Source organism: Lactiplantibacillus plantarum, from assembly GCF_014131735.1.
Lineage (GTDB): Bacteria > Bacillota > Bacilli > Lactobacillales > Lactobacillaceae > Lactiplantibacillus > Lactiplantibacillus plantarum.
On sequence record NZ_CP039121.1, the window covers coordinates 2,136,519 to 2,151,751 of the forward strand.

The 15,233-nt window shown below is 45.4% G+C and carries 11 protein-coding genes, 1 pseudogene and 1 other annotated feature; of the genes and pseudogenes, 1 reads left to right on the forward strand and 11 read right to left on the reverse strand.

Annotated features, from left to right (window positions below; genetic code table 11):
- Positions 1 to 10 precede the first annotated feature (10 nt).
- The 11 genes and pseudogenes from mreD to ezrA all read right to left on the reverse strand — a co-directional run bounded on the left by mreD (position 11) and on the right by ezrA (position 14,587).
- Complete coding sequence (gene mreD, locus E5260_RS10005; RefSeq protein ID WP_003641489.1) at positions 11 to 529, reverse strand: rod shape-determining protein MreD; 519 nt, start codon at positions 527 to 529, stop codon at positions 11 to 13.
- Between the two features lie 12 nt (positions 530 to 541).
- The gene (mreC, locus tag E5260_RS10010) at positions 542 to 1,387 is read right to left on the reverse strand and encodes a rod shape-determining protein MreC (protein WP_003641488.1); all 846 of its coding nucleotides are present in this window, start codon (positions 1,385 to 1,387) and stop codon (positions 542 to 544) included.
- Positions 1,388 to 1,457: 70 nt separating this feature from the next.
- Entirely contained in the window at positions 1,458 to 2,462 is a 1,005-nt protein-coding gene (locus tag E5260_RS10015; protein WP_003644642.1) for a rod shape-determining protein, read from the reverse strand.
- A 225-nt stretch (positions 2,463 to 2,687) separates the two neighbouring features.
- Complete coding sequence (locus E5260_RS10020; protein ID WP_003641486.1) at positions 2,688 to 3,323, reverse strand: JAB domain-containing protein; 636 nt, start codon at positions 3,321 to 3,323, stop codon at positions 2,688 to 2,690.
- 171 nt (positions 3,324 to 3,494) lie between these two features.
- A complete protein-coding gene (locus E5260_RS10025) occupies positions 3,495 to 4,829 on the reverse strand; it encodes a bifunctional folylpolyglutamate synthase/dihydrofolate synthase (protein WP_003641485.1) in 1,335 nt (444 codons plus the stop codon).
- Positions 4,830 to 5,002: 173 nt separating this feature from the next.
- Complete coding sequence (locus E5260_RS10030; RefSeq protein WP_003641484.1) at positions 5,003 to 7,672, reverse strand: valine--tRNA ligase; 2,670 nt, start codon at positions 7,670 to 7,672, stop codon at positions 5,003 to 5,005.
- A 49-nt stretch (positions 7,673 to 7,721) separates the two neighbouring features.
- Positions 7,722 to 7,958 (reverse strand) — a binding site (T-box leader).
- 37 nt (positions 7,959 to 7,995) lie between these two features.
- Entirely contained in the window at positions 7,996 to 8,490 is a 495-nt protein-coding gene (gene tpx / locus E5260_RS10035) for a thiol peroxidase (protein ID WP_003644643.1), read from the reverse strand.
- A gap of 239 nt (positions 8,491 to 8,729) precedes the next feature.
- A pseudogene (locus E5260_RS10040) lies at positions 8,730 to 9,968 on the reverse strand (glutamate--cysteine ligase).
- Positions 9,969 to 10,164: 196 nt separating this feature from the next.
- Positions 10,165 to 11,382 (reverse strand): tRNA uracil 4-sulfurtransferase ThiI, encoded by a 1,218-nt coding sequence (gene thiI / locus E5260_RS10045; RefSeq protein ID WP_003641480.1) that lies wholly within the window; start codon positions 11,380 to 11,382, stop codon positions 10,165 to 10,167.
- A gap of 17 nt (positions 11,383 to 11,399) precedes the next feature.
- Positions 11,400 to 12,554, reverse strand: coding sequence for a cysteine desulfurase family protein (locus tag E5260_RS10050; RefSeq protein WP_003644645.1), 1,155 nt, complete (start codon positions 12,552 to 12,554; stop codon positions 11,400 to 11,402).
- A gap of 311 nt (positions 12,555 to 12,865) precedes the next feature.
- Complete coding sequence (ezrA, locus tag E5260_RS10055) at positions 12,866 to 14,587, reverse strand: septation ring formation regulator EzrA (protein WP_003641477.1); 1,722 nt, start codon at positions 14,585 to 14,587, stop codon at positions 12,866 to 12,868.
- Between the two features lie 171 nt (positions 14,588 to 14,758).
- Between ezrA and E5260_RS10060 the strand changes: the two genes are divergently transcribed.
- A complete protein-coding gene (locus E5260_RS10060; RefSeq protein WP_003641476.1) occupies positions 14,759 to 15,220 on the forward strand; it encodes a GAF domain-containing protein in 462 nt (153 codons plus the stop codon).
- Positions 15,221 to 15,233 lie beyond the last annotated feature (13 nt).

The following is a 15,233-nucleotide window of genomic DNA, read 5'->3' on the forward strand; positions in this document are numbered from 1 at the left end:
TTTCTGCCGACTAATTAACACTCAGATATAACCGACGCATTGGATAATATAATATGACAAAGATGGCTAGGTTGACCGCAATCGTCGGTCCTAGCGTGTACACCGCAAAGTCTGCTAACCCACTAGAGATCACATGGCTCATCGTGTACCAAATATACGTAAATGCTTCCAAAATGGTCAAATTAATAATATAGATCATCAGTAACGTTAAAAAGTTCAGGTCGATCCATGGCTTGATTTGTCGACATATATAGACTACCAACGGTAAGCCAATCATGTAAACGCCTAAAATCCCAGTATAGTACCAGTCAAACACCAAGCCCACGAATGCAGACCAAATTCCAACCGACAGATTATCACGGTCATCTAAAAAGACAGCGAAGACAATCCACAGTAAAACTAGGTGTAAGACACTGGCGTAGGGGTAACTAAATAGTTTACCGGCAAAAACATTTGACACCGAGCCGTCTAAAAAGAGTGCAACAAATAACCCAATTGGAAAGATGATTTTTAATCTTGAGTAACGCACCGTTGCACCTCCCTATTGTTCAGCGACCGTCACAACTGTTAAGTCACTAAGGTCCGCTGCGGGTGTGATTTCCACTTCGGATGCTAGCCCGTAATCATCCTGCTTGACACTAGCAACCGTGCCGACATAAAGTCCCTTCGGCGTATTGCCGCCTAAACCACTCGTCACGACTTTATCGCCTTTTTTGATTTTAACGTTAGACGTCACGGAACCCATCTCTAAAAGATTATTGCTCTTATCATAACCTGAAATAATCCCGTTAACAGTCTTACCAGCACTATTCGTAATCTGAATAGCAAACTTATTCGAAGACGAACTCGTATTAGAAATTAATTCAACCTTAGAATTCGTTTGGTTAACTTCCACGACCCGGCCAATTAAACCCTTTTGTGACATGACAGGCATATTCTTCTTTACACCGGATGTCGCACCCTTAGAGATCACGAGTTGGTTCATCCAAGATGATGGTGTCCGCGTCAAAACATTGGCGGTCACCGTCGTATAATCAGATAACGAATTATTTAATTTCAACTGCTTGCGTAACTGCTTGTTTTCCGCACGCGTCGTCTGGGCACTAACCTTGGCCTGCGCCAGTTGGTCAACTTGCTTCTTCAATTTTTGATTTTCTTGATAGGTGTTCAACAAGTCAGAAACTGAGTTGGTCGCACTCTGTAAGCCATTGACTGGCCAAGCAATCACCCGGTCAACCGCACCAGCCACATCGTTTCCGAATTGTTGGATCAATGGTGGTGTCGATTTCTTATCACGAATGGCTACTGAGACACTCATCAAGCCGAAACTAATAATGAACACGACAATCGCAATCACTAGTTTTCGGTTAGAAAAAAACTTTTGCATAATGAACCCCCGGTCGAAAATTCAATGATTTAACAATAAATAAGCGGGAAGACGTCTTCCCGCTCACCTGTTATCGCTTTTTCATAACGTCGATGCTCTTGAGTGATTCACCGGTCCCAACTGCAACACAGTCAAGCGGTTCGTTAGCGATGAAAACCGGTACTTTGGTTTCGTCCGCAATCACTTCGGAAAGATTCTTCAATAAGGCACCACCACCGGTCAAAACAATCCCGTGGTCAATTACGTCAGAGGCAATTTCTGGGGAAGTTTCTTCAAGGGTTTCTTTAATGGCTGAAATAATTTCAGAGACCACTTCTTGGATGGCTTCTGAAACATCTACAGATGAGATTTCAACCGTCTTTGGTAAGCCCGACAAAAGATCTCGTCCACGAATCGTTGACCCTTCCAAGTCTTCAGCGGCTTCCAAAGAAGCTGAGCCACAGTCGATTTTAAGTTGTTCGGCTGTGCGTTCACCAATTAAAAGATTAAACTTCTGGCGAACATGGTAAATGATTGAGTCATCGATCTTATCGCCAGCCATTCGAATTGAACGACTTGATACGATTCCACCTAAGGAAATTGTCGCAACATCGGTAGTCCCACCACCAATATCAACGACCATGCTCCCAGTTGGATCCATGACTGGAAGCCCTGCACCAATAGCGGCTGCAAATGGTTCTTCAATGACATATGCATCCCGCGCACCTGCAACCCGTGTTGCATCAATAACGGCCCGCTTTTCAACTTCGGTAACCCCACTTGGTACACAAACCATGACGTATGGCTTACCATTTGAGCGGCCGAGTGTCTTTTGAATAAAGTACTTCATCATCGCAACGGTCGTATCGTAGTCCGCAATAACGCCATCCTTCATTGGCCGAATCGCCACAATGCTTGCTGGGGTTCTCCCAATCATATCCCGTGCTTCTGAACCAACTGATACAATTTCACCAGTTTTCGTGTTCTTCGCAACTACGGATGGTTCACGTAATACGATGCCCTTGCCGTCAACGTACACAATTGTGTTGGCCGTACCGAGATCGATCCCGATATTCTTTGTCCCAAATCCGAACACTACATTCATCCCTTCATCATTAACAAATTTAATTTTTTATTTAGTCATAATAGTAAGTATTATAGCATAGTCGCACTGCATTAAAAAAGCATTGCCTGAGTCCTAGCATACCGTAAATTAATGAAAAATACAGTCCCACTATTTAACTTAGATAAAATTTAACAAAAAAACGCGATCAGGCCGATTAAATTATCGGTCCTAACCCCGTTATTTTACCACATTCTGTTACGAATCCGTATTACAATTTAACACGCCCTGCTCGGCAAAACTAAAGTAATCGTTTACACCGATAATAAAGCTATCCAAGAGCGGTAACCCCATCAGTTCACAAGCCAGTTGTAACCGCTTGGTAAATTCAACGTCTTTTTTTGACGGCGTCACATCACCACTCGGATGATTATGTGCAATAACGACCCGGGCAGTCGGTGTCGTTAGGGCAACTTTAATAATTTCCCGCGGTTGAGCCGGACAACTATTGAGCGTGCCCTGAAAGACGACCTGGCGTTTGATCACTTGATTTTTCGTATCTAAGCATAACAATTGCAACTGTTCCTGCTCTAAGTTGGCAAAGTCCCGTGCTAAAACGGCTCCCAGTTGTTCACTACCATATACCTGCCCCAAAATTAATCGACTTGGCCGGGGTAATAGTTGCCCACATCTGAGCGCCACGATTAAACCTTGCCAGCGCGGATTTTCAGACGACTCATGTAACCACTCTATAGCGTCCTCTATCGGGTACTCACGCTCAAAGGCCTGCATCGCGCTAGTCACCGCGTCGTTGGGTAAAAACGTCCCAAAGTAGGCTTGCATTAATTCACGAACTTGTGCTGTCGGTATTTGTTCTTCGCTGATCATCGTCATTGAAACCACCCTTTCTACCTAGTAGTTTCGTAAAGTGACCGGCTAACCATTAATTCACCGACATTTTAACGCAATTTTTTCAGTTAACTCACAATCATCTTTGATAATATCAGTACCAGGGACGCAGTATTATTTCTTGCGCAATTGTCTTCTAAGCATCCGTGTCAGCCCCTAATCAGTTTCTGAGTCGCTGCCATCCTTGAAATAAGCCCGTACGTCACTAATAAAGTACAGCGACCCCGTTAGTAGTAACGCATCATCACTCGACATTTCTTGGAGTGTCTGCATCAAGGCAGCTTGCCAATTATCAAATACTTCAGCGGTCCGGCCATTTGGCATTTCATGTGCCAACATCGTCGGGTCGGTCGCTGGACGTTTTGCGTTCGGACCTTCGAATTGTGTCAACCGTAATTGAACATTAGGTAATGCGCCCAAGGTCTGAATCATTTGTTGATGCTGCTTATCCGCTAAGACCGCAAAGATGACATAAACGGTTTGCTGTCCAAATCGCTCACTCAAAGTAGCTGCTAATTCAGTTACTGCCGGCTCATTGTGCGCACCGTCAATCATGATCAGTGGGTCCTGATTCAAGCGTTCGAAACGGCCAGGCCATTGTGTTGCTGCCACAGCCGCTTTGACGTCGCTAGTGACCACGGGTAGCTGAGTCGCTTGGTGGTAAGTTAGGTACGCCGCTATTGCAACGGCCGCATTATCAACTTGATAGTCTCCCAGTAGCGGAGTTGTCAAGTCTTTAAAATGCGCCTCTAACCCGTCAAAGTTAAACCGTTCTTGCCAGCCTTGGGGCGGTAATAATTTGGTTGTAAAATCAACTCCCAACGTCCGCAACGGCGCCCGTTTGCTCATGGCGGTATCAATCATCACTTGCTGTGCTTCAGCCGGTAATTTACCAACAATTACCGGCACCTGCGTCTTAATGATACCTGCTTTTTGAGTCGCAATCGCCGTCAATGTATTACCTAGAATTTGCATATGATCATAACCGATCGTAGTAATCACACTAACGGCTGGTGTCCAAACATTGGTAGAATCGTATAACCCACCCAACCCAACTTCAATAATGGCAATATCGATTGGCTGAGCAGCAAAGTAAAGAAACATCATTGCGGTAATGATCTCAAATTCTGTGGGGCCCCCACTTGCCAATGTCGCGTCAAGCTTGGCAACGATCGGTTGAATCTGTTGCACCAGACCAACAAGTTCTTCATCGCTGATGGGGGTGCCGTCAACACTGATCCGTTCATTGAAGCGAACAATGAACGGCGACGTGAAAGTTCCCACCGTTAGCCCATCTGCCATAAATAATTCGCGTAAATTCGCAACCGTCGACCCCTTGCCATTGGTCCCCGCCACGTGAATGCCGGCCACCTTTAACTGTGGATCACCCAATTCATGTAAGAATTGGCGCATACGACTGAGTGTCGGGGCTTTTTTGAACTGAGTCCGGCCGTGAATAAAGGCTAATGCTGCTGAATAAGTGTCAATCATGTTGGTCTTCCTTCCTGTAAACCGCGCGAATCATCATTTGGCCGTTTGCTCACCATACTTCTAGCTAATGAGCCCTTATATTTTACGTTTTAATAATAAAATGGTAACCATCCCAAAACGGGACGATTACCATTTTACCAGTAACACACATTTCAGTTAACTATTATCGCAAATTAAGCTTCAGCCTTAATATCAACTAAACGTTGCTTTAAGGCAGCTAGTTTTGTCTGATTGTCCGCTAACTTCTCTTTTTCACTATTAACGACGTCTTCAGGGGCATTGGCAACAAAGCGTTCGTTACCTAACTTCTTCGTCGCCCGTGCGACTTCGCTTTCAAACTTGGCTTGTTCTTTTTCAAGTTTTTTGACTTCTTCATCGAGGTCAACAAGTTCAGCTAACGGAATGTAAACTTCCGCATCACTAATCACTTGTGTCATGGCTAACTTCGGTGCAACCACGTCGGCGCCAATTGACAGTGTCTTCGGATGTGCAAACCGTTGAATATAATCTTCATTAGCTTTGAAAACAGCTTGTAACCGAGTGTTGTCCGTCTTAATTAATAGATCCACGGCTGATGACATCTTCGCATTAGCTTCTGCTCGAATGCTCCGAACGGCCGTAATCAATTCAATAAGTGAGGCCATATCACTTTCCGCCGTTTCGTCATCAAATTCAGGATGGTCAACAGGATAAGCAGCGACTACTAAGGATTCACCAACGTGTGGCATTGATAACCAAATCTTTTCGGTCACAAATGGCATGATTGGGTGCAATAACCGTAAGATTTGATCCAAGACATAGGCTAACACGTTTTGGGTATTGGCCTTGGCTTGAGCGTCATCACCGGTCAAGACTTCCTTACTCATTTCGATATACCAGTCACAGAAGTCATTCCAGATAAAGTTGTACAAGGCTCGACCAGCTTCACCAAAGTCAAACTTATCAAAGGTAGTCGTCACTTGTTTGACCGTCGCGTTCAAACGACTCAAGATCCACTTATCTGCTAACGTCCAGTCACTTGCAGCTGGTAATTCCGGTTTGTCCATGGTGCCCAGGTTCATGATAACGTAACGGCTGGCGTTCCAAATCTTGTTAATAAAGTTCCATGCAGCATCCATCTTCGTATAGCTGAACCGCACATCTTGGCCAGCCGTCGACCCGTTAGATAAGAACCACCGTAATGCATCGGCCCCGTACTTTTCAATCACATCCATTGGATCGATCCCGTTACCGAGTGATTTGCTCATTTTGCGACCCTGTTCATCACGAATTAAACCGTGTAAAAGCACGTGTTTGAATGGCCGTTTGCCAGTAAATTCCAAACTCTGGAACATCATCCGTGATACCCAGAAGAAGATAATGTCGTAGCCGGTAACCAGCGTATCCGTTGGGAAGTAGCGCTTAAAGTCTTCCGCATCAGTGTTTGGCCAGCCCATCGTTGAAAATGGCCAAAGTGCACTTGAGAACCAAGTGTCCAACACGTCTGGATCCTGTTCCCAGTTTTCTGGATCTTTTGGTCCATCAACACCGACATACGTTTCGCCGGTCGTCTTGTTATACCAAGCTGGAATCCGATGTCCCCACCAGAGTTGGCGTGAGATAACCCAATCGTGGACGTTCTCCATCCATTGATTGAATGTGTCTTCAAACCGATCAGGCACAAATTCTACTTTATTATCAGTCTTTTGATTCTTCAACGCTTGCTCAGCTAGTGGCTTCATCTTAACAAACCACTGAGTTGAGAGCCGCGCTTCAACCTGAACGCCAGTCCGTTCAGAATGCCCAACGCTATGCACAATTGGGTCGATTTTAATCATCAAATCTTGATCTTCAAGATCCTTGACCATCGCTTTACGTGCTTCAAAACGGTCCATACCTTCGTATTTACCCGCATTGGCGTTCATTGAAGCGTCATCATTCATGGTGTTAATCCGTTTCAAATCATGCCGGTTGCCGACCTTAAAGTCATTCGGGTCATGAGCAGGCGTGATTTTCACCATTCCAGTTCCAAACTCAGGGTCAACGTACGCATCGGCGATAATTGGAATTTCACGTTCTGCTAATGGCAAGATGACTTTTTTGCCAACCAATTCCTTGTAACGGTCATCACTCGGATTAACCGCAACGGCGGTATCGCCCATCATGGTTTCAGGACGAGTCGTGGCAATTTCAATGTAATGCTTACCATTGAAAGTATAGTCTTTGTCAGCAAATGGGTACTTGACGTGGTAGAACGCACCCTTGTCATCCTTATGAATCACTTCGATATCAGACAAAGCCGTCCGTGCTTGAGGATCCCAGTTGATGATGTATTCACCACGATAAATCAAGCCCTTGTTGTAAAGATCAACGAAGACTTTCTTAACCGCATCTGACAGACCATCATCCATGGTGAACCGTTCACGAGAATAATCCAATGACAGTCCCATCTTAGCCCACTGTTGTTTGATAATCGACGCGTATTCGTCTTTCCAATCCCAAACTTGTTGGACAAACTTCTCACGACCAAGATCGTAACGGCTGATCCCTTGTTCGCGCAGTTTGGCCTCAACCTTTGCCTGCGTGGCAATGCCGGCATGATCCATTCCTGGTAACCATAAAGTATCAAAACCTTGCATTCGTTTCTGACGAATAATAATATCTTGTAACGTGGTATCCCAAGCGTGGCCTAAATGCAGCTTACCCGTAACATTTGGCGGTGGAATCACGATTGAATAGGGTTTAGCTTTCTTGTCGCCCGAAGGCTTAAATAAATCTTGGTCTAACCAAGTCTGATAACGACCCGCTTCCACGGCGGTCGGATCATACTTAGTTGGCATATCAGTAGTTGGTTCTTCTGACATTGGGGCACATCCTTTCTTTTGGCACTAAAAAAGCCCACTCATCCTATTAGACTAGGACGAATGGACTTCGCGGTACCACCTAATTTTAAAGCCATCACAAGTGATCGCTTTACAGCTTAAACATCGTTGTTAACGAACGGTGTATCCCGTCCGGCTATTCCTACTAAAACAGTTCAGAATAGCAGCTCGCAAGCTACCTTCACGCTAAAACCGCCAAGCGTGTTTCACTGTTCACGCTCTCTCTGTTGACGTTGTTTACCGCTACTCTCTTGCTCATTGCTGGTTGTCACTATTGTAATGAATTTCCTGAGTGCCGTCAATCCTTATTCGAATTGTTTTAAGGCATCCAGTGCCGCAACGTAATTTGGCTCGTGACTAACATCTGGCACGATTTCATGATAAACGATTTTACCGGCCGCATCAGCGACATAAATCGCCCGGGTCAACGTCCCATTGTTGGGCAAGTATAGATTGGTGGCGTAACCAAAGGATAGTTCTTCATCGGAAGCCACCGTTAAGTTCTTAACGCCTTCCTTAGCGCACCAACCAGCTTGGTCAGCAACCGCGTTATTGGAAATGGCTAAAAATTGAACGTGGGGGTACTTATCAGCCTGTTGATTGAACTTCTTTGTTTGAATAGAACAAACTCGCGTATCAATATCTGGCATCACACTTAACAAGACAGGCTTACCTAGCAAGTCCTTAGTCTTAATCTTTTCATCATGGGTAGTGAACACTTTGAACTTCGGTAACTGGTCACCATCTTGTAACGGTTCACCGACTAAGTCTAACGCTTGATCATGAAATAATACTTGCACGTAAAACACCCCTTCGATAACTAATGGTTTTCTAATATTTGTGGTAGTAATAGTATAGCTCAAATTTAACGCAATTTCAGTTTCCGCGCAAATAATCGTCTCAAAAATTATCATTCTTGACATGCGACGCGTTATTTGACGTTAGTCATGGTTTAAACGTGCTTATTAGTTGGTTTGTTGTTCGTCAGCCGATGTGCGTCCTAACGTGCCAACATGTGTGTACGCCGATTTCAGTATATTCAAGCATTAAAATGTGGTGTCGTCGCCAGCTGGAGTGCAAGTTGGGTTGCACGTTCGAGCGAATCGTTTGTTTGTTGTTCCCAGCGGGCAGCGAGTGTGTTGGCCGGGTCGTGCAGACTAGTTAAAATATGTTGGGCGACTTGCAACGCGTGTGGTTGATGTAAACTGGTAGCCATAGTTTGTAGCGCGTCAGCTAGTTGTTCGCCTTCAGTTAGCTGTCGAGTCACTTGCATAGGGGTTTCGATGGCAACTTGTTCGTTGGCGTGCTGACCCGCCTGAATCCAATTATCCGTACTAGCTGGCACTGGTAACCAGAGCATCAGTAAAACGAACCACGTTAAGCAGGTCAGTTGGGACAGATCGATGCCCGCACCGGCCCATGGGTTCAGATCTAAGTTACGTAATTCCAAGTATTGAATCCCATCCTGACATAGTTGTGAATGACCACCAGCATGACGCAACCGAACCTGACCGTAAAATTCCTTGGTCGCACTTAATTTTCCATTATCAACGGCCGCTTGCAGTGTTTGACAATAATCATTTAACGACGCGTACGAGACCGTAACACCCGGCCGATTGGTATACCCGCTAGAACTGTTGCGTAAGCTTCGAACGGGCTGGGCTGGTGGCGTAAGACCAGACTGTGGCCAGCAGCATGGTGAGCAGCCATAAAGATACGTCAGTAGCCAGCGATAGTGCAAATAATTCTGCGCAATGTGCAGGTAACAGTGATTTTGAAAGGTGGTGAAATCACGACTATCTGTCTGGGCCTGATACAATCCCATCATCAGACTAGCCGCCAAGCTCACATTACAGTGAACACCTGACAACATTTGACGTCGTCGGCCATAGCGGTGAGCAAGTCCTTGTCGATAGGCGACAGCGGCCGCATCCAACTTAGCGATTGGAATATCCCGGTCTTATCGTGGAAGTGTGGGCGGCATGCTTAGCGGCCAAATCAGTTCAGGCAGAAGCCTTTGCCGGACTTGTTGTGTGAGCATCGTTAAGGCGTGCAACGCAGCAACCGCACTTGCTTGCGGTTGGGTGACTAACTCCAACTGTGTCTCCGCAAAGTCCCGTTGCAGGCCGGACAACTCGCTGATAAGTGTTGGTGATAATGCCGTATCCGCCAAATGACCGGTCACCGTTACCCGCTGGCCTTCCCGTTCCAGCCCAATCTGAACAACCTGTGCATTGATCAACGCCGTATTTTCCATTAATAATTGTTGCCACTCCATCCACTCACCTCGCTGATTCAATCTAAATTTATCGTAGCATAGTCCCGACCTTGGTTGGCTGATTATGACCTATTATTTAGCTGACTTACCATTACGAAATGAGCTTCCGCGCTTGATCATCCAAAGGATCAAAAAAACGAGTACCCAGTATTACCGGGTACTCGTTTTTAGGGTAATAATATCACCCGTTTTTGACCTACAATAGTTCAGCAAAAACGTCTTCTTGTGTATTCAAATAATTTTCACCCGGCTTGATCTCAGTCATTTTAACACCAGCCAAAGCGCGTGCCATCAGTCCTTCAACATCAATCCGTTCTTCGTAGGACCGTGAACGGTCTAGCTTCGGATGCGTCTTGGGTGCTGGCGGCGCAAAAATCGTACAACAATCTTCAAATGGCATGATCGACAAGTCATAGGTATCAATATCTTCGGCAATCTTAATAATTTCCGTCTTGTCCATGGAAATCACTGGGCGCAAAACCGGCAAGGTGGTCACATCATTGATGGCAATCATGCTATCCATCGTTTGTGAAGCCACTTGCCCTAATGATTCACCATTAAAAATCGCCTTACCATGCCGTTGACGCGTAATGGCGTCCATCAAACGCATCATTAGGCGCCGTTGAACGGTCATAAGATAACCCTCGGGCACTTTTTCTTTGATTTCTTCTTGAATCTCAGTGAATGGAATCTGAATAAACTTCACGCTACCAGAGTAACTTGCTAGCGTTGACGCTAACTGCTTGGCCTTTGCTAACGCCTGTTCACTCGTGTATGGCGGACTGAAGAAATGGACCATTTCCATGTCCACACCACGCTTCATGCCAAGGTAGCCGGCAACTGGTGAATCAATCCCACCAGAAAGCATCAGCATTCCCTTGCCAGCGGTGCCGACCGGTAATCCCCCGGCACCCTGAATCGTTTCTGATGATAAGAAGATACCGTTTAACCGAACTTCAACACGTAACACAATGTCCGGATTCTTCATCTTAACTTGAATCCCGTCAACGTGGTCCAAGATTTGCCCACCGAGCATGTCATTGATTTGATTTGTATCGTATTCAAACTGATGATCGGAGCGCCGTGTGTAAATTTTAAAAGTCATCCCCGGTTTAAACTGGGCTTTGACCATCGCAATCGCCGTTTCATAGACGGCATCCATGTCGGCATCGACGCGAATACTTGGTGAAAAGTTTTGAATTCCAAAAACTAGCTTCAAACGGCCCATGACTTTATCGGCATCCTCACCATTTAACATGATGTGCATCCGGTCACGGTTCGCGTGGACCTTTAGTTCTGGAAAGTCGTGCAACGCTTTGCGTACGTTACGGCCTAAGCTATCGATAAAGTTCCGCCGGTTTTTGCCCTTGGTCGATAGTTCACCATAACGTACCATGATTTCAGTGTACTGCATGAACAAGTTCCTTTCCGTTATGCGTCTGCATTAATTTTTGAGAATTTTTGATAAAGTTGATCAAATACTTTAATAAACTGGTCAGCTTCTGCCAGCGTATTATTCTCATCGAGGCTGACCCGCACAGCACTCGTCGCAATGTTTTCTTGCACGTGCATCGCCATTAAAGTACTGGAGGCCAAGTGTTTCTTCGATGAGCAGGCACTCGTTGTTGAGATATAAATGCCCTGATCTTCAAACGCGTGAACAATGGTCTCGCCCCGCACACCGTTGATCGTAAAACACAGTATGTGGGGTGCGAACCCCGTCGTTGGCTGACTAAAAATCGTCACTTTAGGAAACGACTTAATGTGCTCGTAGATTCGCTGTTTGATAGCTCGCTCACGAGCTACCTTACCATCTTCATCCGTGAGCAACAATCGCAGGGCCTTCGCCATGCCGGCAATTGCTGGTAAGTTCTCAGTTCCAGAACGCCAGTTACTTTCCTGACCGCCGCCATTCATTAATGGCGCTAACTTACGACCATTGCGCGCGTAAATAAAGCCAACCCCGCGAGTCGCATGAAACTTGTGCCCTGAAAAGGTCACAAAATCCACCCGGTCATTCATGATCATGTTCTGAATTCCTTTACCAATTCCTTGGACTGCATCAATATGAAAATGAATTTTCGGATATTGTTTCAGTAGTTCCGCCACTTCAAGTAAAGGCTGAATCGTACCGATTTCATTATTGACTGCCATCGTTGACACTAAAATCGTGTCAGGCCGAATTGCCGCTTTCAAGTCCGCCACGTTGATGCGGCCTTCCTGATCGACCGGTAAGTAAGTCACTTCATAACCAAGTTCCTTCAATTGTTCCATCGAATTATGAATGGCAGGATGTTCCACCGCCGTGGTAATTAGATGCTTCCCAAAGGCCCGCTTTTCAATCGCTGTACCCTTCAAAACCCAATTATCGCCTTCCGTCCCACCAGACGTGAAGAAAATTTCGTGGGCTTGCACACCTAGTAAGCCGGCAATTTGTTGACGTGATTGTTCCAACAAATGAAAGGCCGTTTCACCAAAGTTATGCAAACTAGACGGATTACCCCAAATTTTTTGGGAAACCGTTGTATACGTCTCCAGTACGGCAGGAGCAGCTTGCGTCGTCGCACTATTGTCAAAATAAATCATTACTACGCCTTCTCTTTCCAAGAAAGTGTGCATTGCACTTACTTTCGATAAGAATTCTTTGCAATTATACCAAATATTACTAGTGAAACAAGGGTTTTTGTTTCAAATTTCTGATTAATCACACGACAATTGCGTCCTAAACACCATTTTTGTTGGCCGTTCCCAGTCACCCTTCTCAGAACCATCACGATTACTTGCATCATGATGCCAACTAAAAACCAGCTGGTGGCGGTTGTCATTTAACAATCACCACCAGCTGGTTATTTTCAGTTAACTAAAATTTTGCATATGGGCGGTCCCAACTATCCTCGTCAGGCCTCATCGTTCATCTTATCAGCTTGTTTATTCGCATAGTAACTGTCCTCAATCCGTTTATAGGACCCCGGATCAACTTTATCCACAGCTGTTGCAATTACTTCTAAACTCCGCGCGTAGTCATGAGTCTCGGTAAACAACCGTTGTGCTTCCACGCTGGCTTCTTGCACCTCTTCATGATTCGTCTTGTAACGGTTAGCGTATTGTAAGAGCTGTTCCGCCATAACCGCAGCATCCGTTAAATCACTGGTCTTTTCCTTTAAGGTCGCCATGTCCGCCTGAATAACAATCAACTGTTTCGTGATGTCGTCCATATTGATCACAAGCTTATTAATATCATGGTCAAGCCGTTCGATTTCCTTGGCAACTACTTTGAAATAGTCCAAATAGTCTTTCGGTAGTCCAGGCAAGTTCAAATTTTCAACCTGGCGTTTGATCGCGTGGATTTCAAAATCGAACCGTTGCAACGTCTCGTGGGCTTTGGACTCTTCAGCGGTCAAACTCGCCACACCTTTGTTAATTGCCACTTGTTCTTCTTCAATGCCTTTCAACTGCTCATCTTGTTCGGCAAAATGAGCTGCGATCTCACTAAAGACAGCTTGCTTACTAGTAATAGCTGTGACGTCCGCCTGATAAACAGCTTCGATATTCTTCAGTTGTTCGTTCAATTCACGCGTCCGTTCAACTTCGCCATTATTCAACGTATAGCTTTGTGCTAATCGATCCAACTCAATTTGTAAGCGGTGATTCTGATTCATGGCATGTGTCAAGAACTTACTGATTTCTTCTTGTTGTTGATCAACAACGGCCTTAGCATCGATCTCTGCTTGCATCACGTCATATAAGTGGTCGATCCGCTTTTCAATCGCATGATTGCCGTTTTCAGCATCCGTAACTTTCAAATCACCAAGTAACGCAATATTATCGTCGATTGCTTGCTGTAACGCTTTGATTTCTGGTTCAATCGATTCGACCTCAAAGTGAAAATGTTGAGCCGTTAATTGTTGATAACCACTAGCCAGTTCGGCTAACTGATCAGGAAACCCACTCACTAGGTCCTTATAAATCGGTGGAATCCGATCAATATCCATTTCAAGAGTGCCAGTATCGTGATGTAACTGATCCAAAACCTTTTCAGCCGCGTCATGATCGCCAGCCTTGGCTAATTCGGAAAAATGATCAAAATCACTTTCTAAGTTAGCTAACTGATCCTCCAATTTGTCGATGCTCGGACCAAATGAAAAGTTTTGCGATAATAACGTCTTCCGTATGTTTTGGTACTTCTTCTCTAAACTAGCCACTGCTTGGCGGTGCGCGGCATCCGCGTCATCTAAGGCCTGCAAGCCCTGACGAATTTCTGCCTGTCGTTGTTCAATCGTATCTAATGTGGCCGCAACCTTCTTCAGATTCTGCTGAGCATCGAGAAATCTGATGCCCCGCGCCTGCGAAGTAATGGCCGTTAATTGCTCACTAACGGCGGGTAACTGATCATTATCAACTTCTTGACCAGCGCTCTGCAACGCTTCCAACTTCGCTAACGATCCGCCCGTTAGTCCGAGTTGTTCAATTTTTTCGAAATCTGTGGTCTGCGATTGCTTGACTAGCGCCTGTTGCCGTTCCGTCAATTGACGGACTTGCTTGTCGATATAAAATTGAAAGCCTTTGACCGCCGCGTAGATGACAATCGCAACCACAACAATGCCGATTGCTACTTGCATACGAATACCCCTTACATTATTTATTCCGTTTTAATTGCGTTGCGCCTCACCCTGTTGAGAACCGTAACCTTGCTTTTTTCTGAAAATCCAATTAAAATCTATCTTAAATTATAACATAGACGTAACTAACGGACAGTAACAATTTGTTAACATTCAAGGAGGATTTTTTACATGGCTACCACGGAAACATCACTTATGAACCAACAACTCGACGCCCTACTGTTTCAAGAAACTAACCTGGTCGCGAACTTAGCTAATGCTAGTGCCCTCCTCAACAGTACTTATGACAACCTTAACTGGGCCGGCTTTTACTTATTTAACGAACAAACTGGCGAGCTCGACTTAGGTCCCTTCCAAGGCAAAGTCGCTTGCATGCACATCAAAGTTGGGGCTGGTGTCGTCGGAACTGCTTTTGAAACGCAAACGAACCAACGGGTAGCCGATGTCCATCAATTCCCCGGCCACATCGCTTGTGACAGCGCCAGCAACTCTGAGATCGTGGTCCCAATCACCAAGGACGGCCACCAAATCGGCGTACTCGACGTCGACTCTCCATCATTAGATCGATTCAATGCTGATAACGAAGCTGAATTGACCGAATTTGTGGCGATTCTGACGTCACACATTGACTAATCAGCATTAAACG

Excerpts from the sequence above, each read along its gene's own strand:
- mreC (WP_003641488.1), bottom strand. The coding sequence starts at position 1,387 with ATGCAAAAGTTTTTTTCTAACCGAAAACTAGTGATTGCGATTGTCGTG.
- E5260_RS10020 (WP_003641486.1), bottom strand. The coding sequence starts at position 3,323 with ATGACGATGATCAGCGAAGAACAAATACCGACAGCACAAGTTCGTGAA.
- E5260_RS10025 (WP_003641485.1), bottom strand. The coding sequence starts at position 4,829 with ATGATTGACACTTATTCAGCAGCATTAGCCTTTATTCACGGCCGGACT.
- E5260_RS10030 (WP_003641484.1), bottom strand. The coding sequence starts at position 7,672 with ATGTCAGAAGAACCAACTACTGATATGCCAACTAAGTATGATCCGACC.
- thiI (WP_003641480.1), bottom strand. The coding sequence starts at position 11,382 with ATGCAGTACACTGAAATCATGGTACGTTATGGTGAACTATCGACCAAG.
- E5260_RS10050 (WP_003644645.1), bottom strand. The coding sequence starts at position 12,554 with ATGATTTATTTTGACAATAGTGCGACGACGCAAGCTGCTCCTGCCGTA.
- ezrA (WP_003641477.1), bottom strand. The coding sequence starts at position 14,587 with ATGCAAGTAGCAATCGGCATTGTTGTGGTTGCGATTGTCATCTACGCG.
- E5260_RS10060 (WP_003641476.1), top strand. The coding sequence starts at position 14,759 with ATGGCTACCACGGAAACATCACTTATGAACCAACAACTCGACGCCCTA.